General features: G+C 39.1%; 27 protein-coding genes and 1 other RNA gene. 4 read left to right on the forward strand and 24 right to left on the reverse strand.

Features of this window, described 5'->3' with window-relative positions:
• The first annotated feature begins 90 nt into the window (after nucleotides 1-90).
• A complete protein-coding gene (locus tag ACSYSF_RS07255) occupies nucleotides 91-1,080 on the forward strand; it encodes a polyprenyl synthetase family protein (RefSeq protein WP_489867356.1) in 990 nt (329 codons plus the stop codon).
• Between the two features lie 87 nt (nucleotides 1,081-1,167).
• Here ACSYSF_RS07255 and tsaD read toward each other — a convergent pair whose 3' ends face one another.
• The 19 genes from tsaD to ACSYSF_RS07350 all read right to left on the reverse strand — a co-directional run bounded on the left by tsaD (nucleotide 1,168) and on the right by ACSYSF_RS07350 (nucleotide 14,778).
• Nucleotides 1,168-2,193: a tRNA (adenosine(37)-N6)-threonylcarbamoyltransferase complex transferase subunit TsaD gene (tsaD, locus tag ACSYSF_RS07260; RefSeq protein WP_489867357.1), complete on the reverse strand. Its 1,026-nt coding sequence runs from the start codon at nucleotides 2,191-2,193 to the stop codon at nucleotides 1,168-1,170.
• Nucleotides 2,194-2,196: 3 nt separating this feature from the next.
• Nucleotides 2,197-2,652: a ribosomal protein S18-alanine N-acetyltransferase gene (rimI, locus tag ACSYSF_RS07265; protein WP_489867358.1), complete on the reverse strand. Its 456-nt coding sequence runs from the start codon at nucleotides 2,650-2,652 to the stop codon at nucleotides 2,197-2,199.
• The gene (rimI, locus tag ACSYSF_RS07270; protein ID WP_489867359.1) at nucleotides 2,636-3,220 is read right to left on the reverse strand and encodes a ribosomal protein S18-alanine N-acetyltransferase; all 585 of its coding nucleotides are present in this window, start codon (nucleotides 3,218-3,220) and stop codon (nucleotides 2,636-2,638) included. Before rimI (ACSYSF_RS07270) ends, rimI (ACSYSF_RS07265) begins: the two co-directional genes overlap by 17 nt.
• Nucleotides 3,204-3,929, reverse strand: a complete 726-nt coding sequence (tsaB, locus tag ACSYSF_RS07275; protein ID WP_489867510.1) for a tRNA (adenosine(37)-N6)-threonylcarbamoyltransferase complex dimerization subunit type 1 TsaB — start codon at nucleotides 3,927-3,929, stop codon at nucleotides 3,204-3,206. The genes rimI (ACSYSF_RS07270) and tsaB overlap by 17 nt, the downstream gene beginning before the upstream one ends.
• Before the next feature lie 164 nt (nucleotides 3,930-4,093).
• On the reverse strand, nucleotides 4,094-5,086 hold the full coding sequence (gene galE / locus ACSYSF_RS07280; RefSeq protein WP_489867360.1) for a UDP-glucose 4-epimerase GalE: 993 nt from the start codon (nucleotides 5,084-5,086) through the stop codon (nucleotides 4,094-4,096).
• 38 nt (nucleotides 5,087-5,124) lie between these two features.
• Nucleotides 5,125-5,868 carry an acyl-[acyl-carrier-protein] thioesterase gene (locus ACSYSF_RS07285; protein ID WP_489867361.1) on the reverse strand — a complete coding sequence of 248 codons (744 nt, stop codon included), beginning with the start codon at nucleotides 5,866-5,868 and terminating at the stop codon, nucleotides 5,125-5,127.
• Entirely contained in the window at nucleotides 5,868-6,746 is an 879-nt protein-coding gene (gene rsmI / locus ACSYSF_RS07290; RefSeq protein WP_489867362.1) for a 16S rRNA (cytidine(1402)-2'-O)-methyltransferase, read from the reverse strand. The genes ACSYSF_RS07285 and rsmI overlap by 1 nt, the downstream gene beginning before the upstream one ends.
• On the reverse strand, nucleotides 6,743-7,747 hold the full coding sequence (gene holB / locus ACSYSF_RS07295) for a DNA polymerase III subunit delta' (RefSeq protein ID WP_489867363.1): 1,005 nt from the start codon (nucleotides 7,745-7,747) through the stop codon (nucleotides 6,743-6,745). Before holB ends, rsmI begins: the two co-directional genes overlap by 4 nt.
• A gap of 9 nt (nucleotides 7,748-7,756) precedes the next feature.
• Nucleotides 7,757-8,086, reverse strand: a complete 330-nt coding sequence (gene darA / locus ACSYSF_RS07300) for a cyclic di-AMP receptor DarA (RefSeq protein WP_489867364.1) — start codon at nucleotides 8,084-8,086, stop codon at nucleotides 7,757-7,759.
• A gap of 14 nt (nucleotides 8,087-8,100) precedes the next feature.
• Nucleotides 8,101-8,745 carry a dTMP kinase gene (gene tmk / locus ACSYSF_RS07305; protein WP_489867365.1) on the reverse strand — a complete coding sequence of 215 codons (645 nt, stop codon included), beginning with the start codon at nucleotides 8,743-8,745 and terminating at the stop codon, nucleotides 8,101-8,103.
• 209 nt (nucleotides 8,746-8,954) lie between these two features.
• Nucleotides 8,955-9,209 (reverse strand): hypothetical protein, encoded by a 255-nt coding sequence (locus ACSYSF_RS07310; RefSeq protein ID WP_489867366.1) that lies wholly within the window; start codon nucleotides 9,207-9,209, stop codon nucleotides 8,955-8,957.
• A gap of 74 nt (nucleotides 9,210-9,283) precedes the next feature.
• On the reverse strand, nucleotides 9,284-9,547 hold the full coding sequence (locus tag ACSYSF_RS07315) for a YaaL family protein (RefSeq protein WP_489867367.1): 264 nt from the start codon (nucleotides 9,545-9,547) through the stop codon (nucleotides 9,284-9,286).
• The gene (recR, locus tag ACSYSF_RS07320) at nucleotides 9,547-10,146 is read right to left on the reverse strand and encodes a recombination mediator RecR (protein WP_489867368.1); all 600 of its coding nucleotides are present in this window, start codon (nucleotides 10,144-10,146) and stop codon (nucleotides 9,547-9,549) included. Before recR ends, ACSYSF_RS07315 begins: the two co-directional genes overlap by 1 nt.
• Before the next feature lie 26 nt (nucleotides 10,147-10,172).
• Nucleotides 10,173-10,481, reverse strand: coding sequence for a YbaB/EbfC family nucleoid-associated protein (locus tag ACSYSF_RS07325; RefSeq protein WP_489867369.1), 309 nt, complete (start codon nucleotides 10,479-10,481; stop codon nucleotides 10,173-10,175).
• Between the two features lie 26 nt (nucleotides 10,482-10,507).
• Nucleotides 10,508-12,268 (reverse strand): DNA polymerase III subunit gamma/tau, encoded by a 1,761-nt coding sequence (dnaX, locus tag ACSYSF_RS07330; RefSeq protein WP_489867370.1) that lies wholly within the window; start codon nucleotides 12,266-12,268, stop codon nucleotides 10,508-10,510.
• 163 nt (nucleotides 12,269-12,431) lie between these two features.
• Nucleotides 12,432-12,529, reverse strand: an RNA gene (gene ffs, locus ACSYSF_RS07335) — signal recognition particle sRNA small type.
• 13 nt (nucleotides 12,530-12,542) lie between these two features.
• A complete protein-coding gene (locus ACSYSF_RS07340) occupies nucleotides 12,543-13,073 on the reverse strand; it encodes a nucleoside deaminase (RefSeq protein WP_489867371.1) in 531 nt (176 codons plus the stop codon).
• Nucleotides 13,051-13,668 (reverse strand): class I SAM-dependent methyltransferase, encoded by a 618-nt coding sequence (locus tag ACSYSF_RS07345; protein ID WP_489867372.1) that lies wholly within the window; start codon nucleotides 13,666-13,668, stop codon nucleotides 13,051-13,053. Before ACSYSF_RS07345 ends, ACSYSF_RS07340 begins: the two co-directional genes overlap by 23 nt.
• A 144-nt stretch (nucleotides 13,669-13,812) precedes the next feature.
• Nucleotides 13,813-14,778, reverse strand: coding sequence for an alpha/beta hydrolase (locus ACSYSF_RS07350; RefSeq protein WP_489867373.1), 966 nt, complete (start codon nucleotides 14,776-14,778; stop codon nucleotides 13,813-13,815).
• 156 nt (nucleotides 14,779-14,934) lie between these two features.
• Here ACSYSF_RS07350 and ACSYSF_RS07355 point away from each other — a divergent pair, with 156 nt between their 5' ends.
• The 3 genes from ACSYSF_RS07355 to ACSYSF_RS07365 all read left to right on the forward strand — a co-directional run bounded on the left by ACSYSF_RS07355 (nucleotide 14,935) and on the right by ACSYSF_RS07365 (nucleotide 18,622).
• A complete protein-coding gene (locus tag ACSYSF_RS07355; protein ID WP_489867374.1) occupies nucleotides 14,935-16,740 on the forward strand; it encodes a M3 family oligoendopeptidase in 1,806 nt (601 codons plus the stop codon).
• 228 nt (nucleotides 16,741-16,968) lie between these two features.
• Complete coding sequence (locus tag ACSYSF_RS07360) at nucleotides 16,969-18,354, forward strand: sugar porter family MFS transporter (RefSeq protein ID WP_489867375.1); 1,386 nt, start codon at nucleotides 16,969-16,971, stop codon at nucleotides 18,352-18,354.
• Between the two features lie 85 nt (nucleotides 18,355-18,439).
• A complete protein-coding gene (locus ACSYSF_RS07365; RefSeq protein WP_489867376.1) occupies nucleotides 18,440-18,622 on the forward strand; it encodes a PspC domain-containing protein in 183 nt (60 codons plus the stop codon).
• A 90-nt stretch (nucleotides 18,623-18,712) separates the two neighbouring features.
• Here the strand turns inward: ACSYSF_RS07365 and ACSYSF_RS07370 are convergent, their stop codons facing one another.
• From ACSYSF_RS07370 to ACSYSF_RS07390, 5 genes are all read right to left on the reverse strand, one after another.
• Nucleotides 18,713-19,957, reverse strand: a complete 1,245-nt coding sequence (locus tag ACSYSF_RS07370) for a chloride channel protein (protein WP_489867377.1) — start codon at nucleotides 19,955-19,957, stop codon at nucleotides 18,713-18,715.
• Nucleotides 19,958-19,968: 11 nt separating this feature from the next.
• The gene (locus ACSYSF_RS07375) at nucleotides 19,969-20,799 is read right to left on the reverse strand and encodes an SAM-dependent methyltransferase (protein WP_489867378.1); all 831 of its coding nucleotides are present in this window, start codon (nucleotides 20,797-20,799) and stop codon (nucleotides 19,969-19,971) included.
• A gap of 10 nt (nucleotides 20,800-20,809) precedes the next feature.
• On the reverse strand, nucleotides 20,810-21,211 hold the full coding sequence (locus ACSYSF_RS07380) for a helix-turn-helix domain-containing protein (RefSeq protein ID WP_489867379.1): 402 nt from the start codon (nucleotides 21,209-21,211) through the stop codon (nucleotides 20,810-20,812).
• 129 nt (nucleotides 21,212-21,340) lie between these two features.
• Nucleotides 21,341-22,189 (reverse strand): methyltransferase domain-containing protein, encoded by an 849-nt coding sequence (locus ACSYSF_RS07385; RefSeq protein WP_489867380.1) that lies wholly within the window; start codon nucleotides 22,187-22,189, stop codon nucleotides 21,341-21,343.
• A gap of 81 nt (nucleotides 22,190-22,270) precedes the next feature.
• Nucleotides 22,271-23,467, reverse strand: a complete 1,197-nt coding sequence (locus tag ACSYSF_RS07390; protein ID WP_489867381.1) for an iron-containing alcohol dehydrogenase — start codon at nucleotides 23,465-23,467, stop codon at nucleotides 22,271-22,273.
• Between the last annotated feature and the right edge of the window lie 53 nt (nucleotides 23,468-23,520).

Raw genomic sequence — 23,520 nt, forward strand, 5'->3', positions numbered from 1 at the left:
ATTTTTTTCATATATAATAGAAACTAGTTTAAAAGACGTTATGTCAAAATTGAGTTTTACTATATAGCAGATTTAAGGAATACCAAATTAATGAAACAAACACTTACGCAAATCCACCCAATGTGGGAGAACTTTCCATCAGTTCAAAAGGAACTCCAAGATGTGTTATTGATTATTCAAAATTCATTACAAGCGAATGACAAAGAAGTTGAACAAGCGCTATTGGATATGTTCCGTGCCGGCGGTAAAATGTTACGCCCTGCCTTTGCACTGATTATAGGTGAATTCTACCCACGCAATAATTCAGATTTAAAATACATCGCAGCTGCAGTCGAAATGTTACATACAGCTACGCTAGTACACGATGACATTATCGACGATTCACCTGAACGTCGTCATGCACCAAGCATCCAATCTCGTTTTGGTAAAGACATTGCCGCTTACGCTGGTGATTATTTATTCGCCGCAACGTTTAAGACACTTGCCTTCCATACTAATGATATGAAATTAGTACGCCAAGCCACTTCTTTGTTAGAAGATATTTTAGCCGGAGAATTAACACAACGTACCAACCACTACGATCGTCATATGACTTTAGCTGATTATAAGGAACAAATTGGTGGTAAAACAGCTGCTCTATTCGTCTTATCAGCTCAACTAGGTGCTGCTAACGGTAGCGCACCTGAGTCATTCATGACTTTAGTATCAGAATTCGCCTACAATGTCGGCATGGCTTTCCAGATATTAGATGATATTTTAGATTACCAGTCAAATAATGTCGACTTAGGTAAGCCAACACTTCAAGACGTTCGTGAAGGTGTTTATTCAGCACCATTAATCATCGCTATGCAAGATAATCAAGATATTCAGGCATTGTTAGTTAAAAAGGAACAGATTACTAATGAAGAATCAATTGCATTACGTGACATGGTCGTTGCGAGTGGTGCTGTTGACGAAGCTATCGCATTAGCTAGTGAATATACTGATAATGCTTTAGCAAAACTAAATGAGTTACCTGACGGCGACGCTAAAGATACCCTAATTGCCATCAGTGAATCATTGCTTGAAAGAGCTAACTAAAATTTCTACATTATTATAGTAGGAAAATGATTTTTGAACATAAAAAGAGACACGCATTTTTGAAGTGCGCGTCTCTTTTTTATTACTTTACATATCTAGATAATCAAACTCCAAAGCCGGATCAGCATTCAAAGCCCAATCACCACGTTTACCATGACGATAAGCAATATCAACAGCTGCACCAATCATTGCCGCATTATCACCAGCCAGCTTAATCGGTACTGGTAAGAAGTTAATTGCTGAGCGCTTAGCCATCATATCAGTTAATGCATCACGTAACCCACGGTTGGCAGCAACACCACCAGCCACAATAAATGACTTAACTGGGTAGTTATCCAACGCCCGAGCAGTCTTCGTCACTAATACTTCAATCACTGCTTCTTGGAATGAAGCTGCTAAATCATCGTGATCAACAGTTTCGCCACGTTGATCCGCATTATGCATTAAATTAATGACCGCACTTTTGAGTCCCGAGAATGAGAAATCATAAGCTTCATCATTCAACAAAGCACGTGGTAAATTATATGCTGGCTTACCACGATGCGCCATTTCATCTAGAGTTTTACCAGCTGGATATTTCAATCCCATGGTACGGCCAACTTTATCATAACTTTCGCCGGCAGCATCATCACGCGTATCACCAATAACAACATATTCATATTCCTTGGGCATCAAAACTAATTCTGTATGACCACCTGAAACCATTAAGGCTAGTGCTGGATATTCAATTGGTGCCACAAAGTTAGCGGCACTAATATGACCAGCCAAATGAATCACCGGTACGAGTGGTAAATGATGTGCCCAAGCAATTGTCTTCGCAGCTGTCACCCCAATTAGTAACGCCCCAACAAGTCCTGGTCCTTGGGTAACCCCAACTGCGGTTAAATCAGAATAAGTTAACCCCGCATCCGTCAAAGCAGCATCAGCTAAAATAGTAACTTGCTCAATGTGATGCCGACTCGCAACTTCTGGCACAATACCACCAAAACGTTGGTGGCTTTTAATTTGTGTTGCGGTTTCCAAACTAATAATTTCAACACCATTTTTTACGATGGCGACACTTGTTTCATCAGCGCTTGATTCAAATGCCATGATATAACGTATTTCTGTCATGCTCTACTCCTTTAATTTTATTGGTAATGTCAGCATCATTAGAACAGCATCTTCAACTGGATGATTATAATAAGCTTTCCTGCGTCGATAACTATCAAAACCAAGTCGTTGATATAAATATTGGGCTGCACGATTACTTTCACGTACTTCTAATAACACATTTGTTCCATCAGAAAATTCTGCAAACCATTGCCGCAACAATACTTCACCCAGATGCTGACCTTGATAGGCTTTAACAATCGCCACATTACTAATGTCTAATACATTGTCCAAATACGTACCACCTGCAAAGCCGATTAATTCACCTTGTGCATTAACCATCCCCATATAATGGGTGTATTCATTTGCTAAATCTTGTTCAAACGTCTGTAATTGCCAAGGCGACCCTGCCGGATAGGCATTATCTGCCAATGTTAATAATTGTTGCGCATTAAGTGCGGTTTTATACAAGAAGTTCATGATCAATTTGATTCCCTAAAATTTGTGCCATATCAAAGGCGTCCTCATCATCTTTGCCATAATAGTGCGTCTTACGTCGAATAACCTGAAAACCAATCCGTTCATACAACGCTTTTGCGTGTTCATTTGAAACTCGCACTTCTAACGAAATACGATGAAAATCTAAGTGTTGCGCAATAATCATGATATATAGTAACAAGAAAGTACCAATGCCCTGGTCTTGCCAATCTGGTGCAACAACAATATTGGTAATATGAACTTCATGAATACCTGGTCGAAAAGCCGCCCCAACTAAAGCGACTACCTCACCAGTTACTGGATGCTGCACAACCAAATACAAGCGATCTTGTGTTCGCGCTAATTCTTTAGCAAAAGATTCCTTTGGCCAAATTGGTTTATCAGCGTATACTGTCTCTTCTAAAGCATAGATATCATCCAAATCTGAAACTTGTGCAGGTCGAAACTCGAGCTCTAAATCACCCAAAACCATAATTTGATATGACTGCTGTTTACTTTCAACAGTTGACTGCATTACTCGTTGTAACCATTCATTAAACTTTTTCCACATAGGTGTGTTCACCGTAATCATCAGGATGTGCCTTAGCCCAATCTGATTCTGCTTGTGATAAACGATGATATTGTGGTACGAATTGATGAATATCATCCATATCGGTTAATTGCGTTGCTTCTTTAGCTAGTAATAGGCTATTGGCAGCGTGTGGCAAATTATCACTGGCAAATTTAGCTTGTGGGAATGCCGTCCGTAATTGTTCTTCAAAGCGTTGCCATTCACCAACAAAAATAATGGTTTGATTTTGATCAGTTAATGATGCTTTCAGACCATCAATATTCATATGGTCATCTGCTTTAACTGCAACTAACTTGCCATTTTGCCACTGATATTGTGCAGCATACATATTGTCGTTACGTGCATCCATAATAGGTACGATTAATGCATCAGTATCAGCCACATTGCTAGCTAGCAAAGCTAGACTTGAAATACCCGTTAAGGTAATACCCAAAGTAAATGCTAACGTTTTAGCTGTTGTCACTGCAATTCGTAGGCCTGTATATGAACCAGGTCCTTGGCTAACAATGACATTATCTAAATCTTGGGGTGTCCAATTAGCTTGTTGGACGAGTTCATCAATAAATGGCAATAATTGGGTTGAATGATTACGGCGTACATTAGTTTCACGCTGATCAATTAAATGATCATCTTCAAATAATGCAACACTTAAAGGTTGATTGCTTGTATCAAAAGCAATGGTTTTCATATTACCTGACTCCTTTATTTGTAGAATACTATTACTCATTTTACCGCAAATTTAAAATCACGACATCTTTATTACTTAAAAAAGAAAATTCTGTCAATAAAAAAATCAATATCGTCAGACATGACCAAACAAGTCTAACAATATTGATTTATCTTTATTCTTAATTACCGATCTTCGTAGCCATTTGGATGCTTTTGTAGCCAGTTCCAAGCTGTACCGATAATTTCCTTGACATCATCATACTTTGGTTCCCAACCAAGGACTTCACGCGCCTTAGCTGATGAAGCAACCAATGAATCAGGATCACCGGCACGACGAGGTCCAACTTCAGCTGGAATCTCTTTACCAGTAGCTTCGCGAGCAGCCTCAACCATTTGCTTAACTGAGAAACCGTTCGCTGAACCCAAGTTAAATTGATTTGAGTCATTACCCTTAGCCAAGTAATCCAATGCCAAAACATGGGCATTAGCCAAATCCATAACATGCACATAATCACGCACGTTAAAGCCATCTGGTGTATTGTAATCATCACCAAACATCATAATCTTTTCACGTTGTCCCAATGCAGTTTGTAAAATAATTGGCACCAAATGTGTTTCAGTTGGGTGATCTTCACCAATTGAACCATCAGCCTTAGCACCGGCAACATTAAAGTAACGCAAAGCAACCCACTTCAAACCATAAGCTTGGTCAGCCCACTTCATGATGTGTTCCATTTGAAGCTTTGATTCACCATATGGGTTAATTGGATTTTGTGGTGTCGTTTCCTTAATGGGATTTTCTTTAGCAACACCATAAGTTGCGGCCGTTGATGAGAAGACAATTTGCTTAACATCAAAGTCTAACATAACTTCAAGTAAATTAATCATACCGTAAACGTTATTATCAAAATACTTTAGTGGCTTTTCAACTGATTCTGGCACAATTGAAGATGCCGCAAAGTGCACGACTTGTTCAATATTTTCTTTTTCAAATACTTCGCTCAATGCTGCCTTATCACGAATATCAACCTCGTAGAAAGGCACCCCTTCAGGCACTGATGCGCGATGACCTGTTAATAGGTTATCAACAACTACAACATCACGGTTAGCGGCTAACAAAGTCGCTACCATGTGAGAACCAATATAGCCAGCTCCCCCTAATACTAATACGGACATTTATACTCTCCTTATGTTCTTAATACTTTTAGTTTAGCCTAATTATCAGTTAACGTCCAATCGATTGTTGCTTCTGCTGATAGAACATCCCCCGACATAATACGATGTTTCGTTGTATTACTATCAATTTGTACTTCTGATTTAACGGTATCACCAAACAACACTTCATGTTCATATTTAATATTCATAGCCGTTGGTTCATGGGTTGTCAAAAATTCTAATGGCAACACATCTTCAATCCAATCTGCATACTTTGAATTATTAACGTGGTGATTTGAATCAATATCTAAATAACGAACTTCATATTCTTTTGCATAGTCGACTGGTTGTTCGTCATCAAAACCAGCTACTTCTGGTAACCGCGCAATTTTACGAACATGTTCTGGTTGGTATGCCTCGGCCATATCTTTAGGAATACGAGCTAACTTACGCTTATTCATATCAATCATTGAGAATAAGCCATCCATCACAACCAGATCATTGCCTTGTTCATCAATTAAACGATACTCGCGACGAGCAAAAAATGGGTTGAATTGTTTAGCTGTTGTTGACAAGGTAATTTTTTCACCATCATCAGGACGTCGGTTAATCGTGACAAGTTGCTGTAAAACAATCCAACCAACACCTTTGGCATGCGTATACTCTGGTCCAATTCCCAATTCAATCGCTTGTTGCGTTGAACTAAGAATTGCCAAATTATAAATCATTGGCAAACTTAACTTACCAGTAACATCTGCTTCATAGTAGACCACTTCATGTGGCATATAAAATTCTACAGCCATTATTTATTCTCTCCTTGATATTGTAAATATAATGCTTGGCGATCCAATGACCGTTGCTTAGCAATTTGTTTAATTGCAGCTGTTGGTTTAAGACCATTGTCAACCAAAGCTTGGACAGCTTCAATCGGTGTTAAATCAGCCAATGGATCATCATCAAGTTCCGTTTCTGCTTGATCATTTCCTGCAACTAGGACCACAAATTCCCCACGCACTTCATTTTCCTTTGTCCAAGCAACTAGTTCTGCAACAGTACCACGCAAAAATTCCTCATAACGCTTTGTTAACTCACGCGCCAAAACAACTTGTCGATCGGGTCCAAAGGCCGTTTCAATTGATTTTAACGTTTTGCCCAAACGATGTGGTGCTTCATAAAAAATCATCGTTTCTTGATGATTCTTCAATGTCTCAAGCTCACTAACCTGTTCTTTAGGTTTGCGGGACAAAAAGCCATAAAACATAAATGGTTGTGGCGCTAATCCCGAAGCAATCAATGCCGTAATACCAGCACTGGCACCTGGAATTGGTACAACTGGAATATCTGCTAAAATTGCGGCTTTAACAAGTTCATGACCTGGATCCGAAATTGATGGCATTCCCGCATCAGAAACTTGGGCAATACTCATACCTTCTTGTAAGCGCGTCACTAATTCAGGAATGCGATTTTCCTTATTATGTTCATGAAAAGAAATTTGCTTTGTTTCGATATTAAACTGATTTAACAGCTGTTGCGTATGGCGTGTATCTTCTGCTGCAATTAAATCAACTGCTTGCATGACTTCAATTGAACGGTTTGTCATATCACCAAGATTACCAATTGGCGTTGGTACTAAATATAAGGTTCCCGTTGACTGGGTACCAAAACTTTTCTGTTGTTTCATGATAAACCTGCTAACTTAAATTGACTTGATAATATAGTTGTTTCTAATGTTGTTTGAAAATTAATATTCATTTGTAATTTTTGTGGTGCTGCTAAGACAATCTTAACAACTGCCAATAATGTGTCCACGTCATAGCGTTGGATCAATGGTGACCAATCTTTACCAAAATGGCTTGCCACCACACCGGTTTTAGTAAGCAAAATATCTCGCCATACTTGGGCAAACATCATTAAAATAACTTGGCGACTACTTTGATCACTCGCTAACGGTATAAAAGTAGTTTGCACTTGGGTAAAAGCTTGGTTAGAATTTTCCAGCATCATGGTTGCTAATGTCACAACAGCTTGCGTTGCATCATTAAACCAATTGTCTTCTAACCATGTTTGCGCCACTTCGGTACTATCAGTTAGCGATTGTACTAAGGCAACTTGCTTTGATTGATATCCCATATTCAGCAATGACTGTGCGAATTGTTCTTGACTAATCGTCGAAAAATTGATGACTTGTGTTCGCGAAACAATTGTTGGTAATAATTGCGCCTTATTTTCAGCAATTAAAATGGCCGTCTGACCAGGTGCTGGCTCCTCAATAAACTTGAGCAAACTATTAGCCGCACTGGTCGTCATTGTGTCAGCTCCATCAATAATAAATATTTTTTGCCAGCCTTCAACTGCTGTTTTAGTGAATTCTTCTTTTAAAAAGCGAACTTGATCAACCTTGATACTTTTACCATTTGGCTGAACTTCAATCACATCTGGATGTTCATGATTCGCGATACGTTGACATTGATTACAAGTACCATCAGGTTGGCCATCTGCTGTGACATTTGGACACATTAATCGCATTGCTAACCATTCAGCAACTAAAGTTTGACCACGTCCAACTGGACCTGTAAACAAAAAGGCGTGAGCAAGTTGTTGGCTTGCTGACGCCTTTTCCAGTTGCGCAATCAACTGAGGTTGCAAATCGTTAACACGCGCAATTAATTCTTTGGCGTTCATGAGCACCTCTTAGAAGCGATGAAATTGTTCAACATCTTGAACAAAGACCGTTGCACCACCAACTTGTACTTCCATTGGAGTTGCAGCTGTTGATTCCATAGCGACATCAAGACTAACTGCAGGTGTCATGAATTGCTTACGAGTATGTGATGTATCTTCAATCAAATCCAAAACTTCTTGCACACGATCGTCTTCAATACCAATCATAAAGGTCGTGTTTCCAGAACGAAGAAAGCCACCAGATGTTGCTAAACGGGTTGCCCGAACGTTTGCCTTCACAAATTTACCACCTAACTTATTCGCATCTTTATCTTGTACAATTGCAATAATCATTTTCATAATGTGAAAACCTCCTAGTCCTGGATACCAAGTATTGGTATCAGTGCTGTCCATGTATCTGTAATAACCTTTGCTAAGTCCTGCTCAGCATTAATAATTAAAAAACGTTCTGGATATTGTGCTGCCAATTTATGATAAGCATCAGAAACGCGACGATGAAATGACAAAGTTTCAACGTCCAAGCGATTAACTTCATCTTGACGATGTTCTTGAATGCGTTTTAAGCCCACTTCGGGACGAATATCTAAATAAACTGTCGCTGCTGGCATCACGCCATTAGTTGCAAATTGATTAATTGTCGTGATAGCATCAACACCTAAATCTCGACCGCCACCCTGATAGGCAATAGAACTATCTAAATAGCGATCACTAATGACAACTTTATCAGCCGCTAAAGCTGGTAAAACCGTATCAACTAAATGCTGGCGTCGAGATGCTGCATACAAGAAAGCTTCAGTCCAAGCATCCATACTAGGCAAATTAGGATCTAAAACTAAATCACGAATTGCCTCGGCAACTGGACTGCCAGTCCCCCCTGGTTCCCTGGTTAACACTAGGTCATCTTTGAGTATGGGAGTTAGGCGTTCAACAATTGCTCGTAACACTGATGTTTTTCCTGCGCCTTCAGGACCTTCAAACGTAATAAATGTCCCTGACATGTATTTCACCGCTTCCTAATCATTGTTTATTTTTTATTATACCAACAAAATTAATAACTTCACAACATAATTGAACATAAAATCGCTACGATAAACCATACTTGTGGCAAATAACAGCATTTTTATTTGATTGAAAAAGTGGTCATAAAGAGCTTAGTATCGCACTAAAATCTTTTTGACCACTTTCAAAAATAACTAATATTAAATTCTTATTTAGAATGTGCGACGCGAATAAAAGCAAAGTATTCATATGCAGCTAGCAATAAGAATAGTACCAAGCCAATGTATACTGATGCGTATACTGAAATAACTGATACAATCGTCAAACCAATTGCTGATGTTGTTAAGATCAATGAATACTTTTGTGCCTTAGTCAACTTATCAGTATCTCCTTGGAATGATACTGCCGTTGCCACAGCACCGACCACAATCATAATACCGAAGAAAATGTGTAATCCAATCATTTAACATACCTCCTTTTCTCGCTATTATACATGAAAATTCAGTTTAAAGTTAGTAAAAACACATAATCGTTACCTTATTTTTCAGGATGTACAAAAGCTGTTGACCAGTGGCCTTTCATCCCCCGTTGGCGAGCAGCCCGTAAAACAAAAAAATACTTTTGCTTAGCAAGTGCTGTTTCAGCCTTAATCATTTGTGGCGCAATATCACTGTCGAACATCGCCTCTTCAGATAAACGCGCTTTTTCATAATTATACTTTGTGTGTTCAATTGCTTGATTCAAACGATCATCATATTGTTGTGCATCAAACTTTGGACGTTTACGGTGTAATTTAAACATTATAATTGCGTCCTCCCTTCAACGGCTTTAATTAACGTAATCTGATCAACGTAATCAATATCACTACCGACTGACAAACCAGTTGCTAGACGAGAAACTTTCAACCCAGCTGGCTTTAACAAGCGTGACAGATACATAGCAGTTGCTTCACCTTCAGCATTAGCATTGGTTGCCACAATCACTTCTTGAATCGTGTCATCTTTTTGTAGTCGATTAACCAACCCTTCGATATTAATATCATCTGGTCCCTTACCTTCAAGTGGTGATAAAACACCATGAAGAACGTGGTACAACGCTTTATACTCACCTGTATTTTCAATGGCCATCAAATCTTTTACTTCAGCCACCACTAGTACGGTACTTTGGTCACGACTAGTATCGGAACAAATCGCACATGGATCTGTTTCCGTTAAATTACCACATATCGAACAGAAATGAAGGTCACGTTTAGCCGAAATTAAAGACTGCGCAAAACTCGTCACATCGTCTTCCGGCATATCAATTGTATGAAAAGCTAAACGCGTCGCAGTCTTAATGCCAATACCTGGTAATTTGGTATAACTATCAATTAATTTTGCAATTGGCTCTGGATATTGCATACAACTGCCTTCTTTCTACTGATATCTTAGAACATACCCTTTGGTGCAAATTGTCCCAAACGCTTTTGTTGGTCTTGTTCAATTTGCTTCAAACCATCATTAACTGCTACCAAAACCATATCAGCTAAACCTTCAGCGTCTTCAGGATCAATAATCTCTTCATTAATTTGAAGATCCTTTAATTCACGATCACCATTAAAAGTTGCCAAAACAACATCTGAAGGTGCATGACCAACATAATCCGTCTTTGAAATTGCTGATTGCTCATCTTCCATTTGCTTTTGCATCTTCTTAGCTTGCTTCATCATTTGTTGCATATTTTGTCCACCGAACATAGTATCAATTCCTCATTTCTTTTATTTTAATCATCTTTTTCTTCAATTAAATCTGCATCAAAAATATTTTTGGCTTCGTCAACCAAACTATCATTGGCTTCCTCTGGTTGTTCCGGCATTGGTGCCACTTCTTCAATTGGCGACTGCGCTTCATTGCTGGCTACAGGAGCTTGCCCTTGATGTTGCGTCAATTGGGCAACATACTTAGCGCGTAACTGTTGCCAGCCATCAGTTGTAATAAAGACTAGTTGACGCTCATTGGCGGCTTGTGTTAATTCACGGATTTGTGTCACCATCGTTTGCAACAAATCTTCCTTTTGCATCGCGTTGTGCCGAATAATATCAAAATTAAAAGCAACAACTAGCCCTTTAGCTGACGCTGCGACAGGACGTGATACATTTAACATTGCTTGTTCTGAAACTGGCAACATATTAACCATATCTGCCCAAACAGCATTCACCCGATTCAAATCACCACGAGTTGCTTCAGACAAAACTGTAAATACTGAAGCTTGGTCATCACTCACACGAATATTTACAGTAGTCTGGCGACGTGGTGCTTCCTGTTGTTGGACACCTGGTTCAATAGGCGCCGGTTGTGGTGCCGCTTCATGTGACTCTGCCATCCGTACCTTATGCTCACGGGCTGCTTGTGCTGGCTTATCTTGTATTTGCGACTTTACCGTTGTTGGTGCAACATTCGTTGGCTGCGTTACGACCGGTTGACTTAACTTAACTGTTAGCACCTCTAAATAAATTGCGGGGCGATTAGTATAACGCAATTGCTGCTGCGTATCATTCAAGTGATCAATCATATTATACCAAACTGAAGCTTCTTGCCCTTTAGCTAGTTCGGTAAAAATCTCATCTGGCACAATTGTCACTAATTCCGGTGCTTCCGTATACAACAATAAATCACGCGCATAACTAATCAAATCTTCAACAAATCGATTAGCATCCTTACCTTCATCTAATACTTCAGATAATTTAGCAAGGGCACCCTTCGTATCTCGTTGCACAACTTTTTGAACGTATTCTCCAAGTAATGTTTGTGTAACTGAACCTGTCACTAATAAGGCATTTTCTAGCGTAACATGCCCGTTACCAAAGGATAGCGCTTGATCCAAAATACTCAAAGCATCACGCATCCCACCATCAGCTGCATTTGCGATAACTCGCAAAGCATCTTCATCATAGGTATTGCCACGCTCATTTAAGATATAAACCATCCGATCATAAGCAGCACTGGCATTAATACGTTTAAAGTCAAAACGTTGCGTACGAGAAATAATGGTTGCCGGAATTTTTTGTGGTTCCGTGGTTGCTAAAATAAAAATAACATTAGCAGGTGGTTCCTCAAGTGTCTTTAATAAGGCATTAAAAGCTCCCGTTGACAACATGTGGACCTCGTCAATGATGTAAACCTTATACTTAGCTTGTGTGGGTGCATAAGTGACATCTTCTCTAATCTTTCGGATTTCATCAACCCCATTGTTAGAAGCCGCATCTAATTCAATGACATCCCCCAATGTGCCAGCATCGGCTGCCTGACAAATTTCGCACGTGCCATCAGGTTCACCATCAACAGGATGCAAACAATTAATTGCCTTAGCAAAAATTTTAGCTGCTGAGGTTTTCCCTGTTCCACGTGGACCATTAAATAAATAAGCATGTGTCGTTTGTCCCGTAATAATGGCATTTTTTAATGTTCTGGTCACGACTTCTTGACCAATCATATCGCTAAACTTTTGTGGACGCCATGTCCGGTATAAAGCTTGATATGCCATGTGTGACCCCTTTTCTATCAGTCTTTTACAATTACTGATTCATGTGTAACTTATCATTACCAATAATATCAGAAAAAGCATTCTGATAACAGCTACCATTTAAACAAATAAATAACAGTTTAGATAACAAAAAGAGGCTAGAACACTGTTCTAACCTCTACTCATTTACTTAGGAAGTGAAGCACAATATACGGTCTCCTTAGTGCTGCTGCCTTCCGACCCTGACACAATTCGAAGTGCACACTTGCCTCACCGACATATATTATAGCAAGAACTAGTCGTTTTGGCTAGTATTTTTATTAGCCAATCGGCGAGCTTTTTTCGCTGCTTTCTTTCGTTTACGAACAGCTTTAAAAAATTGTTTTAACAAATCACTGGCTTCATCCGCCCGAATACCAGCATGAACCGTTACTTGATGATTTAATCGGTCATCTGTCAGTAATTCATACATTGACGTCACACCTCCAGCTTTAGAATCATCTGCGCCGTAATAAACATCCGTAATGCGTGTTTGTTGAATCAAACCCGCACACATAATGCACGGCTCTAACGTCACAAACAATTGCGCTCTAGGTAAACGCCATGAGTGTTGTAAACGATTAGCCGCTAAAATTGCTTGATATTCTGCATGTTGACTACCATCTTGCATATGCTCACGCAAATTAAATGCCCGACTAATAATTTGACCATCTTGCACAACAACAGCGCCAATGGGTACTTCACCAATCAAAGCGGCTTTACGTGCTTCACGCAAGGCTTCGCCCATGAAATAGTTAATTTGATTAGTCGTTAGCGTTGCCGACATACGTACTCTCCAAGATGTAATATCCTTTATCCTTAGCGATTGTTTGGACGTTACCAAATAATTTAGCCATCAACTTTTTAGCCGAAGGGGCACCTTGCTTTTTTTGTAAGACAACAGTTAGTGTTCCTTCAGGGACCAAATGATCAACCGCACCCGCAATCATATCTGACACAATTTGTTTACCCGCACGTACTGGCGGATTTGTCAGAATAGCCGCAAATTTACCGGTCACATTCTGATAACGATCTGATTGGACAATAGTAATTTGTTCGTCAACATGATTACGTTGCGCATTACGTTGTACTAGTTCAGCCGCACGACTATTGATTTCAGCCGCAACAAACTCACGATTTGGTAAGACTTTTGCTAAACTAATGGCAACTGGTCCATAACCTGCACCTAAATCAAGAATTTTTCCAACCGGCAATTCCTGATTAAATGCCGTCAACATGGTCCGTGTCCCATAGTCGACCGTTTCGCGTGAAAAGACACCCGCATCCGTCGTAAACGTTAATTTGTGGTCAAATAATTCAAACTGCCACGTTTTTTCATCATGTTCAGTTGTTGGGTTGGCTGTGTAATAATGTTCCGCCATAATTATCCCTTTCTAATTAAAATGCTTATCTAAGAATGCACCAACCTTGGCTTCGTATTTGGCCGGATCGGTCTTATATGAATCCACATGAGCCGCACCAGGTACTAGATACTTTTCTTAATGTTCCGCCATAATTATCCCTTTCTAATTAAAATGCTTATCTAAGAATGCACCAACCTTGGCTTCGTATTTGGCCGGATCGGTCTTATATGAATCCACATGAGCCGCACCAGGTACTAGATACTTTTCTTTTGGTCCATTAGTTGCCTCATAGACTGGTTGCATAAATCTTGTTGGTACGAAGTGATCATCCCCACCATGAATAAACATCATTGGTCGCTTATTATTAGCCAATAACTTTTCGGCATCAGCTTGACCATAACTGTAACCGGCAAAGACCTTTGAATAACCTGAAACAACAGGAATTAACATATTAGACAACCATTTAGGCAAGCCGTACATATTAGCTGCTTCATAATCTAACTCGTCAGCTACTGATGTATAACCTGAATCCTCAATATAAGCTTTAACTTGATGTGGTGGATTCATTCCTGACAACATCATCGTTGTTGCCGCACCCATTGAAGCACCCATCACAGCAATTTGGCTATCTTGGCCATTTTTATGAAGTACCTGCTTAATCCAGCCTTGATAATCCTTAGCATCCAAATAACCAAAGCCGATAAATTTACCTTCTGATTTACCAGCTGCCCGATCATCAGGCATTAAAACATTGTAGCCCATTCGATGGAACATTTCCCCGTACGGTGCCATTGCCTTATGATCGACACCAAAACCGTGAATCACAATCACTGTTTGCTTAGTCTTTTTTTCAGCTGGTAAATAATTACCAACTAATTTTGTACCATCATCTGCTTTTAAATGCCATGTTTGTGTATCAGCAGCTAACCACTTTTCTTGTTGTGGGTACAATGGATTTTTTTTATCAACCAACCCGTTGCCAACAAAGTCCTTCTCTGCTCGTACTTCGGCAACATGAAAGAAATAGCCACCAGCACCTAATATCGCAGCACCAATAACCACGACTAGTGTAATAACGCTTGTCCATACCTTTCGTTTTGTCGTCCATTTTTTACGCTTTTTTAACATAATAATCTCTAAACCTGATTCCTACTAATTTAACTCAAATTATTATAGCATAGCCACTTAATCATTGACTGATTAATAACGCTATTATGGTGCATTTCTAATCTATCTTAATTATGCTAGAATAATTAAAAAACTATGAGATTACGGAGAACATTCATGACCTATTCATTAAACTGGGATTTAGACCCCATTTACACTGGTGGTATTCATTCACCACAATTTGCTGAAAAGCTAACTTTATTGCAGAAACAAATTACTGATTTAAGTGAGCGCGTTGCGCAGTATGACCGTCAAAATGATAGCGACTATTCAGAATTTGCTAAGTTGGTTGCTGACATCCAAGTAATTGATTCTGGACTACAAACAGCTGGTTTGTTTGTGAACGCACTATCAGCTGCCGATTATACCAACCCTGAATACCGTCCTTATCAAAATAAAGTGGCCCAATTAGATGTTGCTTATCAGACACCATTGAATGCCTTTTCTAAATTATTAACGACATTCTCAGATAAGGAATTTGCCGTAGCATTAGCTGAAAAGTCAGTCGCACCAGTTGCCTTTTATTTAACTGAATTACGTCAACAAGCTGACCGTTTGTTAGATGACCAAACAGAATCATTATTGAATAACTTACGTTTAGATGGTTTAAATGCTTGGTCAGAACACTATGACACAATCAGTGCTGGTTTAACCATGACCTATACTGATGAAAACGGGGACCAGCAAACCTTATCAGCTGGTCAAGCTTTAAATCGAATTGATGATTACCCTGACAATGACACACGTGCTGAAATCATGTACCAATATGAAAAAATGTGGGGTAGCGCTGAAAACTTGGCCGCTGATACAATAAACCACTTGGCTGGTGCCCGCTTAACCGAACAAAAAGCCCATGGTTATTCAGATTTTCTTGAGGAACCTTTAGAGTTAAATCGTATGTCACGAGCAACACTTGATACGATGTGGCAAGTTGTTGATGACAATAAAGGCATGTTCAAGGCTTATTTTGATCGCAAGGCAAAATTACTTGGCTTATCAAAAATTGGTTGGCAAGATCAATCAGCACCTATCACAAACTTAGGTGACTACACGCCAAGTACCTTAACTTATGATGAAGCAGCCGCTTTTATCATTAAGAACTTTGGTAAATATTCACCTAAGATGGCTGCTTTTGCTAAAAATGCTTTTGAAAATCAATGGATTGAAGCAGAAAATCGTCAAGGTAAAACGCCTGGTGCTTGGATGGAAAGTGTGCCCGATATTCATGAATCACGTATTATCACAACCTTTACGGGTTCCGTTAATGATTCAGCGACCATTGCTCATGAAGTCGGTCACGGTTTTCACACTTCAACCCTAACTGATTTGCCCGTTTGGCGTGACTCATATGCCATGAACGTTGCTGAAACAGCTTCAACATTTGCTGAAATGTTAATTGCTGATGCCAACGTTCAATCTGCTAAAAGTGATGCCGAAAAGGTTGTGCTTTTAGATGCTAAGATGGATAATCCCGTTGCCATGTTCTTAAACATTCGCGCTCGTTTCTTGTTTGAAAAGAGCTTCTATGAAGAACGTCAAAACGGCTTTGTACCAGCAGCACGTCTTAATGAGTTAATGACTGCTGCGCAAGAAGAAGCCTTTGGCGGTATTTTAGACGAAACTCATCCCCACTTCTGGGCATCAAAATTGCACTTCTATATTGATGATGTGCCATTCTATAACTTCCCTTACACATTTGGTTATTTGTTCAGCCAAGGCATCTATGCATGGGCGCAAACGCAAGATAACTTCGAAGAAGCTTACATTGCCTTGTTACGTGATACAGCTAATATGACCACCGAAGAATTAGCACAAAAACACTTAGGTGTCGATTTAACCAAGCCTGATTTCTGGCAAGCTGGTGCTGATCTAATTAAAAAAGATATTGATGAATTCATTCAACTTTCTAATCAATTCATCTAATTTACAAAATAATAAAAGTCGAATGACAATCGTCAATACTGGTTGTCATTCGACTTTTTTACTATCAACATCGCTCTTGAGCCCCTGCTATATTCGTGTTTTAATATTCATTTAAGTTAATATGTTGTACACTAATCTTCGTAGGGGAATTATATTTTAATAGACTTGCTTGGAAACAAGTCAATAATTATTTAGTACGATAATTTAGTTTTTTAAATCTGAAAGGAAGTGCTCTTAATTTCAAGTCAAGAAAATTCTAGTCCCAAAAAAAATAATCCGTTTTTAAATTACACATCGTATATCATTGCGTTAGGTGGTTTTCTATTCGGATATGATACAGGTGTTATCAACGGAGCGCTAACTTTTATTAGTAAACCAGACCAAATTGGTGCTGAGCCGTCGATCCAAGGATTGATTTCCAGTTCACTAGTTTTAGGCTGTATGTTTGGTGCTCTAGCCGTTACAACTTTAGCGGATAACCTAGGTCGAAAGAAATTACTACAATGGGTGGCAGCAATTTTTACCATCGCTACCATTGCTTGTTCATTATCCATTAACGCTTGGATGTTAATTATTGCTCGATTTATTTTAGGATTATCGGTTGGTTGCGCATCGAGTCTGTCACCTTTATATTTAGACGAAATTTCACCTGATAAACTCGCAACCCAAAACGTTAATAAGAATGCCATTGGTATTGTGCTTGGTCAATTATCAGCCTTTACAGTAAATGCCATTCTTGGATCACTTTGGCCCGATTGGCATCCAATTTGGCGTATTATGATGCTAGCCGCTGCTGTGCCAGCAATTTTCTTATGGATTGCATCTGCTAGAATCCCTAATAGTCCGTTTTGGTACCTTTTGGATCGTCAACGTGACCGCGCCAAAAGACTCTTTAAAAAGTTAGGCTTTCCGAAGCTAGATATCCGTGAAAATATCAGTGATGCTAAAGAGTCACTACGTCAAGGTGATAAAACCGACTGGCATTTGATTTTCTCGTCAAAGTCAGCGTTATACTTACTTGGTGCTGGTTTGACCGTTGGTTTTATACAACAGGCTTCAGGTATTAATACTGTTATGTATTATGGATCAACCATTCTTGAAAAAGTTGGTCTTGGTTCAGGTGCATCACTATACGGTAACGTTTTGATTGGTATTGTTTCATCAATTGCCATCTTTGCCGGTCGTCGCGTGGTTGAGAAAATTTCATCTTACAAACTACTAACTATCGGTTTGATATCAAACGTCTTTAGTCTTGGATTACTAAGTTGGGTGATGGACGCAACACCGTTAGCACCATCTATGAATAACATTTTAGTGTTAGTGATCTTAGCTTACTTCTTGGCTACCCAACAAGGTTTGCTTAGTCCAGTAACTTGGATGTTGTTATCAGAGATGTTCCCACAACAATTAAAGACAACGTTCAATTCAATTAGTACGGCGATGATTTGGTTGACCAACTTTGGTGTCAGCTTGATTTTCCCAGAATTGATTGCTAAATTTGGGACAGCGGGTGTCTTCTTGATCTTTACATTTGCTAACTTAGGCTGCATCTTCTTGGCAGTTCTATTTGCAAATTCACGTTTGGTCAAGCGCGCCGCAGCAAAATTTGAATAAACCAAAAAAAGCTAATCGTGTCTCAACACGCTTAGCTTTTTTTTATTGTATAATAAAGATAAGAATACAAGGGAGGGAATCTATTATGAAACTATATCGATCAAAAAAGCATCGTGTTATTTCAGGTGTTTTAGGTGGTATTGCGGAACGCTTTAACTGGAATGTTAATTTGTTACGCCTTTTGTGGGTATTACTAACCTTTGTGCCATTCCCAAGTGTTATTTTATATGTATTCTTGTGGATGGTATTACCTGAAAGCGAAGACTAAATTTAATGTTGTAATAAAAACAATAAAACGAAAACGAGGTTGGAATACAAATTTCCCAACCTCGTTTTTTAACTAATCAATAATCATTATTTATTTTAAAACCATCTTAGAAGATACACTGGCTAAAATGACAGTTAATCCTAGTGGTAACAATGCAGAATAATCTAGATGACAAACTTCAAATATCATAAACAAAGCCATCAAAGGTGCTTGCTGTGAAGCAGCTAGAAAACCAACTGCTCCAATCACACCAGCTTGCACAAGTGAAGCACCAGGTACCAACATAACATAGGCAAATCCCACTAGTACACCTAGCGCGCCACCAATGGCAATTGACGGCGTTAGCGTACCACCTGCTGCCCCGGCTTTAATGGTAAAGATCGTAACAATAGCTTTTAGTAACGCACCAACTAATAAGAACCCTGCCAGATGCATATCTTCATGCACAAACGCAAATTCTGCTAGTCCACGACCATTTCCCATAATTTGTGGTATAAACATGGCAATAATACCGGTTACCAAGGCAATTAATGGTAATTGCCATAATAATTGTTTAGGCGTTGCACCCTGTTTACCAGCCCATTGAAAACCACGTCGGAAACTGGCACCTAAAATACCCATTAAAATACCAACAACAATAACAAAGGGCAACATCGTCAACGTAAAGTTTTTATCACCAATAAAATAATATGGTACAAACCCCTTGGTAATCGAACCAACTAACATGGCAATGATTGACATCCCCAAACTAACGGCAACGGTCTTCTTATCAATTTTTTTAAGTAAAATTTCAACCGCAAACAACATCCCTGTAATTGGTGCGATGTAAATGCCCGCGAATCCTGCCCCAGCTGCCGCTGCAATCAATAATCGTTTATCGTCACTTGATAAATGAGCTAACCCCAAACGTTGGGCAATTTTCTGCCATTGTTGTGCTAGCATCGCTCCTGCTTCACGGGGTGCCAATTCACGACCAATTGAGCCACCAGTTGCGACATAAAAAATTTGAACCATAACGTGGACCACCGTTGACCAAAACGGCATGTGTTGTCCCTGCAAAGCTTGATTAATACTAATGGTTGCTTTACCGTAACGGCGTAATGCGTACCAAATTAATGCTGCAATAATACCACCCATTGTTACCGACAATAAGCGATTGAAAGGGGTCGCATTCGTTGCAACTGGTACTAAAACGTTTTCTTCAAAGTGTAAAAATAAATGCTCAACAATATCCAGCAATTGTCCTAATAGCAATGAACTAAAACCCACTACTAAACCTAAAACAATCGTTGCAATAAATAATGCTAAATGCTGTCGTTTTGTTTCCGTAACCATCTCTAACTTCCCTATTCTACTTCATAAACTTGTTCATCAATTAAATCAAATGATTGATGATGGGCGGCCAAAATAGGTGTTACTTTTGCGTGTAACCAAAATGCTTTAGAATTCGTCGCTCCTTGGTATTCACCAATCACAATTAACTTTTTATCGGCGTATTTTTCCCGGATAACTTGTAATAAATTCCAATCCAACTGCGAAGTATCTGGCGCCCAACTAATAATAATCACAGCAACTTGGTCAGCGTATTTAGCTAATGCTGCTAAACCATCAAGGTTTTCAACCTCGGTTACTGGTTGCATCAAGGTAATATCAGGTTGATTACGCCATGATTGATTATCAGTTGCAATCACTGTTTGTTGTGGGTTTAGCGCCCGCAATCCAGCTGACAAATACCCATGACCGGCCAGCAATTCTAAGACTGGTTGTCCTGCAATATATTGCGATAAATCTTTAACAAAAGGCGTCGACACATAACCGTACATACTAAAATATTCAATTAAAGCATCACGCAAATGGCGCACAAGAAAATCAATATTTTCTAATGCTTCACTTAATTGTGACCATAAAGCATTTCCCTTTGCAGGTTGCTTTGGAAATTTGGTCACAACATATTTTTGGACATCAGCAATCATGCTATCCGTCACCTCAAGTACCGGTAATTGATCAGCTAAAAAGCCCTGATTAATATCGTTAACGGCTTGCTTAACTTGCATAATTAACTGATTTACTGATGGTATCATTTTAAACGAAGCTTGATACGACAACAGCTCACCAAGATAATCAATCTCAGTGAGCTGTCGACCAGTACCAAAGCGAATTAATTCTGTTTGGTTCATACGGATTCCTTTAGAATAAGTTTTCTTGGTGGTTACCACGGACATCGTCTTCAGCAGTATACGATACAGGATTCAAATAAGAATTAACATATTGGAAAATATCAAAACGTTGCTGATCGGTTAGTGGTTTACCATTAAAATCAATTTCTTTACCTGATAAAAATAGTAATGATAAATCAGTCTTTTCGGACATTGCCCGGCCAACCAAAAAATCCATTGACACATTGAAAAAGTCAGCTAATTTGCGAACTTCAATGTACGATGGTGAACGATCACCACGTTCCCAGTTTCCAATTTGAGCAGCTGTATTTGGCTTTTGACCCGGCTCAAGATGTTTATTCATTTCTTCAGCAAGATTGTCCAATGTGATATTACGACCTTTTCGTAATTCACGTAAGCGTTCAGGAAACATACTCGTGGCTCCATTCCTTAAAAATAGTTTGTTGGGCTTTCACCCTATTCTATATATTTTAACGAACTTTCATCACTTTTTCCACAATTTTTTGTGGAAAAGACTACACTTTATCCACATTATGCACAATTAGTTCTGATAATTCATAACCACAACGTTAACTGTGACCTTTTTTAAAGGCATATTTTCTGCCATTGCTTGGGTTTCTGGTCGGGCACCCCAATGTAGTGGTGTCATGTGTAACAAATCAACATATAATTCATTAGGAATTTCCCACTCATAGGAAATCTCATGTTGCGTTGCCGTTGGATAATTTTCCATAAATCGTTGCACCACTTTATCATTTTGATAAGTATGCTTTGGTGAGTCAACTGGATATAACATTTCACGTAATTCATGCAAGTAGCCAGCAGCTGGTACCACTTTCACTAAAGTACCACCAGGTTTCAAAACCCGCTTGAATTCCTCATAAGCACTTGGCGAAAAGAATTCAACGATGCTATCAAAACTTGCATCCGTAAATGGTAGATTGGCTAAATCAGCAACAGCAAAAAAAGCATCTGTTTCTAATTGCGTCGCTAAATTAACACCCGCTTTCGAAATATCAAAACCAATTGCCGTATCATCTTGCTGACGTAAGTCTAATAATCTTTTTAATGGTGTCCCTTCACCAGTACCAACGTCTAAAATACGTTGTGGTTGATTAGGTAATTCTTCAGCGACAGCTTTGACGATACCATCAAATAAGCCGGCTGACAAAACCTTACGTCGAGAAGCTAACATACTATCATCATATTCGGTATTAACAGCTTTATTTAAAAAATAAAGTGAACCCTTTTTATTCAAATCTAAACGATGTCCGTGGGGACAAACTAAGGTATGATTTTCTAGCTGTGTATAAGGTTCATCGTCCACCAAACAGCGAAACATGCTGATGTTTTGGCCAGCAAACTGGATCCCTTTATCAATTTTTTTCATATTTTCCATCATTTCTACATTGAAAAAGAATCAAAGCTCGCTTTGATAAGCTCGAAATACTTTGATTCTTTCAATTATTATTTATTCAAATCCATCAGTGGTCATTGATGCTTGATACAAGGCAACCACATCATCTACTGAAAGATTGACATAACCACCATTGTTATCCAAATTACCAATGCGCACAGCTTCTTGCGCCATCTCAACAAATTTTTCATCATTGTTGATATCAACACCTGGCAAAGTCATTGGAATACCTAATGATTTAATCCAATCATAGGTTGCTTGGATAGCTTTTTCAGCAACTTCATGATCATCATCACCACTTAAATGCCAAACTTCGCGACCAAAACGTGCAAAGCGTGCTTCGGTTTCAGCTGACAAAGCGCGCTTCATCCACCGTGGTGTTAGAATACCTAACCCAACACCGTGCGTAATATCATAATAAGCTGATAATTCGTGCTCAATTGGATGCACGGTCCAACCGTTAGCCGTTCCTGAACGAGCAATACCGTTCAGAGCCATGGTGGCACCCCACATTAAGTTGGCACGCGCATCATAGTTATCAGGTTCAGCTACAGCAACTGGTGCCCACTTAATAACTGAGCGCATCATCCCTTCAATCAAACCTGAAGTCACATCATTAGCTGTTGCACGATCAAAATATTGTTCAGTCAAATGTGAGAAAACATCAAATGAACCGGCTGCTGTTTGCCATTTTGAAACAGAGTACGTTAATTGTGGATCTAAGAATGAAACTGCTGGTGTATTAGGACCATATGTACCAATTTTAATATTCAAATCAGGATTTGAGATAACTGAACCAGCATTCATCTCTGAACCGGTTGCTGACAAAGTCAAAATATCAACAACTGGTAATTGATTAATCTTTGAACGGCTCTCTGAACCACGATCAACTACCAAATCCCATGCATCACCATCATAAAACTTAGCTGAAGCAATAACTTTAGAAGCATCTAATACTGAACCACCACCAACTGATAAAATCACATCAATATCATTTTCTTTGGCCAACTTTTGACCTTCACGAACTGAAGCAATTTTTGGATTAGGTGCAATTCCTGATAATTCAGTGATTTGCAAATCAGCTAAAGCCTTCATAACACGGTCATAGAGACCCGACTTCTTAATTGAACCACCACCATATGTTAACAACACTTTGTCGCCAAATTGGGCAACAGCGTCATGTAATTCTTCGTCGATGTGATGCTTACCAAAACGAATATCGGTCTTATTTTGAAAACGAAAATCTTCCATACAATCCTCCTACCGTTTTAATCATAATTTCAATGTTTTATATCAATACTTAT

It is taken from the genome of Weissella sp. ESL1139 (genome assembly GCF_058506735.1).

What these genes read in the sequence shown, in the direction of transcription:
- ACSYSF_RS07255 (WP_489867356.1), top strand. Translation starts at nt 91, where the DNA reads ATGAAACAAACACTTACGCAAATCCACCCAATGTGGGAGAACTTTCCA.
- tsaD (WP_489867357.1), bottom strand. Translation starts at nt 2,193, where the DNA reads ATGACAGAAATACGTTATATCATGGCATTTGAATCAAGCGCTGATGAA.
- rimI (WP_489867358.1), bottom strand. Translation starts at nt 2,652, where the DNA reads ATGAACTTCTTGTATAAAACCGCACTTAATGCGCAACAATTATTAACA.
- rimI (WP_489867359.1), bottom strand. Translation starts at nt 3,220, where the DNA reads ATGTGGAAAAAGTTTAATGAATGGTTACAACGAGTAATGCAGTCAACT.
- tsaB (WP_489867510.1), bottom strand. Translation starts at nt 3,929, where the DNA reads ATGAAAACCATTGCTTTTGATACAAGCAATCAACCTTTAAGTGTTGCA.
- galE (WP_489867360.1), bottom strand. Translation starts at nt 5,086, where the DNA reads ATGTCCGTATTAGTATTAGGGGGAGCTGGCTATATTGGTTCTCACATG.
- ACSYSF_RS07285 (WP_489867361.1), bottom strand. Translation starts at nt 5,868, where the DNA reads ATGGCTGTAGAATTTTATATGCCACATGAAGTGGTCTACTATGAAGCA.
- rsmI (WP_489867362.1), bottom strand. Translation starts at nt 6,746, where the DNA reads ATGAAACAACAGAAAAGTTTTGGTACCCAGTCAACGGGAACCTTATAT.
- holB (WP_489867363.1), bottom strand. Translation starts at nt 7,747, where the DNA reads ATGAACGCCAAAGAATTAATTGCGCGTGTTAACGATTTGCAACCTCAG.
- darA (WP_489867364.1), bottom strand. Translation starts at nt 8,086, where the DNA reads ATGAAAATGATTATTGCAATTGTACAAGATAAAGATGCGAATAAGTTA.
- tmk (WP_489867365.1), bottom strand. Translation starts at nt 8,745, where the DNA reads ATGTCAGGGACATTTATTACGTTTGAAGGTCCTGAAGGCGCAGGAAAA.
- ACSYSF_RS07310 (WP_489867366.1), bottom strand. Translation starts at nt 9,209, where the DNA reads ATGATTGGATTACACATTTTCTTCGGTATTATGATTGTGGTCGGTGCT.
- ACSYSF_RS07315 (WP_489867367.1), bottom strand. Translation starts at nt 9,547, where the DNA reads ATGTTTAAATTACACCGTAAACGTCCAAAGTTTGATGCACAACAATAT.
- recR (WP_489867368.1), bottom strand. Translation starts at nt 10,146, where the DNA reads ATGCAATATCCAGAGCCAATTGCAAAATTAATTGATAGTTATACCAAA.
- ACSYSF_RS07325 (WP_489867369.1), bottom strand. Translation starts at nt 10,481, where the DNA reads ATGTTCGGTGGACAAAATATGCAACAAATGATGAAGCAAGCTAAGAAG.
- dnaX (WP_489867370.1), bottom strand. Translation starts at nt 12,268, where the DNA reads ATGGCATATCAAGCTTTATACCGGACATGGCGTCCACAAAAGTTTAGC.
- ACSYSF_RS07340 (WP_489867371.1), bottom strand. Translation starts at nt 13,073, where the DNA reads ATGTCGGCAACGCTAACGACTAATCAAATTAACTATTTCATGGGCGAA.
- ACSYSF_RS07345 (WP_489867372.1), bottom strand. Translation starts at nt 13,668, where the DNA reads ATGGCGGAACATTATTACACAGCCAACCCAACAACTGAACATGATGAA.
- ACSYSF_RS07350 (WP_489867373.1), bottom strand. Translation starts at nt 14,778, where the DNA reads ATGTTAAAAAAGCGTAAAAAATGGACGACAAAACGAAAGGTATGGACA.
- ACSYSF_RS07355 (WP_489867374.1), top strand. Translation starts at nt 14,935, where the DNA reads ATGACCTATTCATTAAACTGGGATTTAGACCCCATTTACACTGGTGGT.
- ACSYSF_RS07365 (WP_489867376.1), top strand. Translation starts at nt 18,440, where the DNA reads ATGAAACTATATCGATCAAAAAAGCATCGTGTTATTTCAGGTGTTTTA.
- ACSYSF_RS07370 (WP_489867377.1), bottom strand. Translation starts at nt 19,957, where the DNA reads ATGGTTACGGAAACAAAACGACAGCATTTAGCATTATTTATTGCAACG.
- ACSYSF_RS07375 (WP_489867378.1), bottom strand. Translation starts at nt 20,799, where the DNA reads ATGAACCAAACAGAATTAATTCGCTTTGGTACTGGTCGACAGCTCACT.
- ACSYSF_RS07380 (WP_489867379.1), bottom strand. Translation starts at nt 21,211, where the DNA reads ATGTTTCCTGAACGCTTACGTGAATTACGAAAAGGTCGTAATATCACA.
- ACSYSF_RS07385 (WP_489867380.1), bottom strand. Translation starts at nt 22,189, where the DNA reads ATGAAAAAAATTGATAAAGGGATCCAGTTTGCTGGCCAAAACATCAGC.
- ACSYSF_RS07390 (WP_489867381.1), bottom strand. Translation starts at nt 23,467, where the DNA reads ATGGAAGATTTTCGTTTTCAAAATAAGACCGATATTCGTTTTGGTAAG.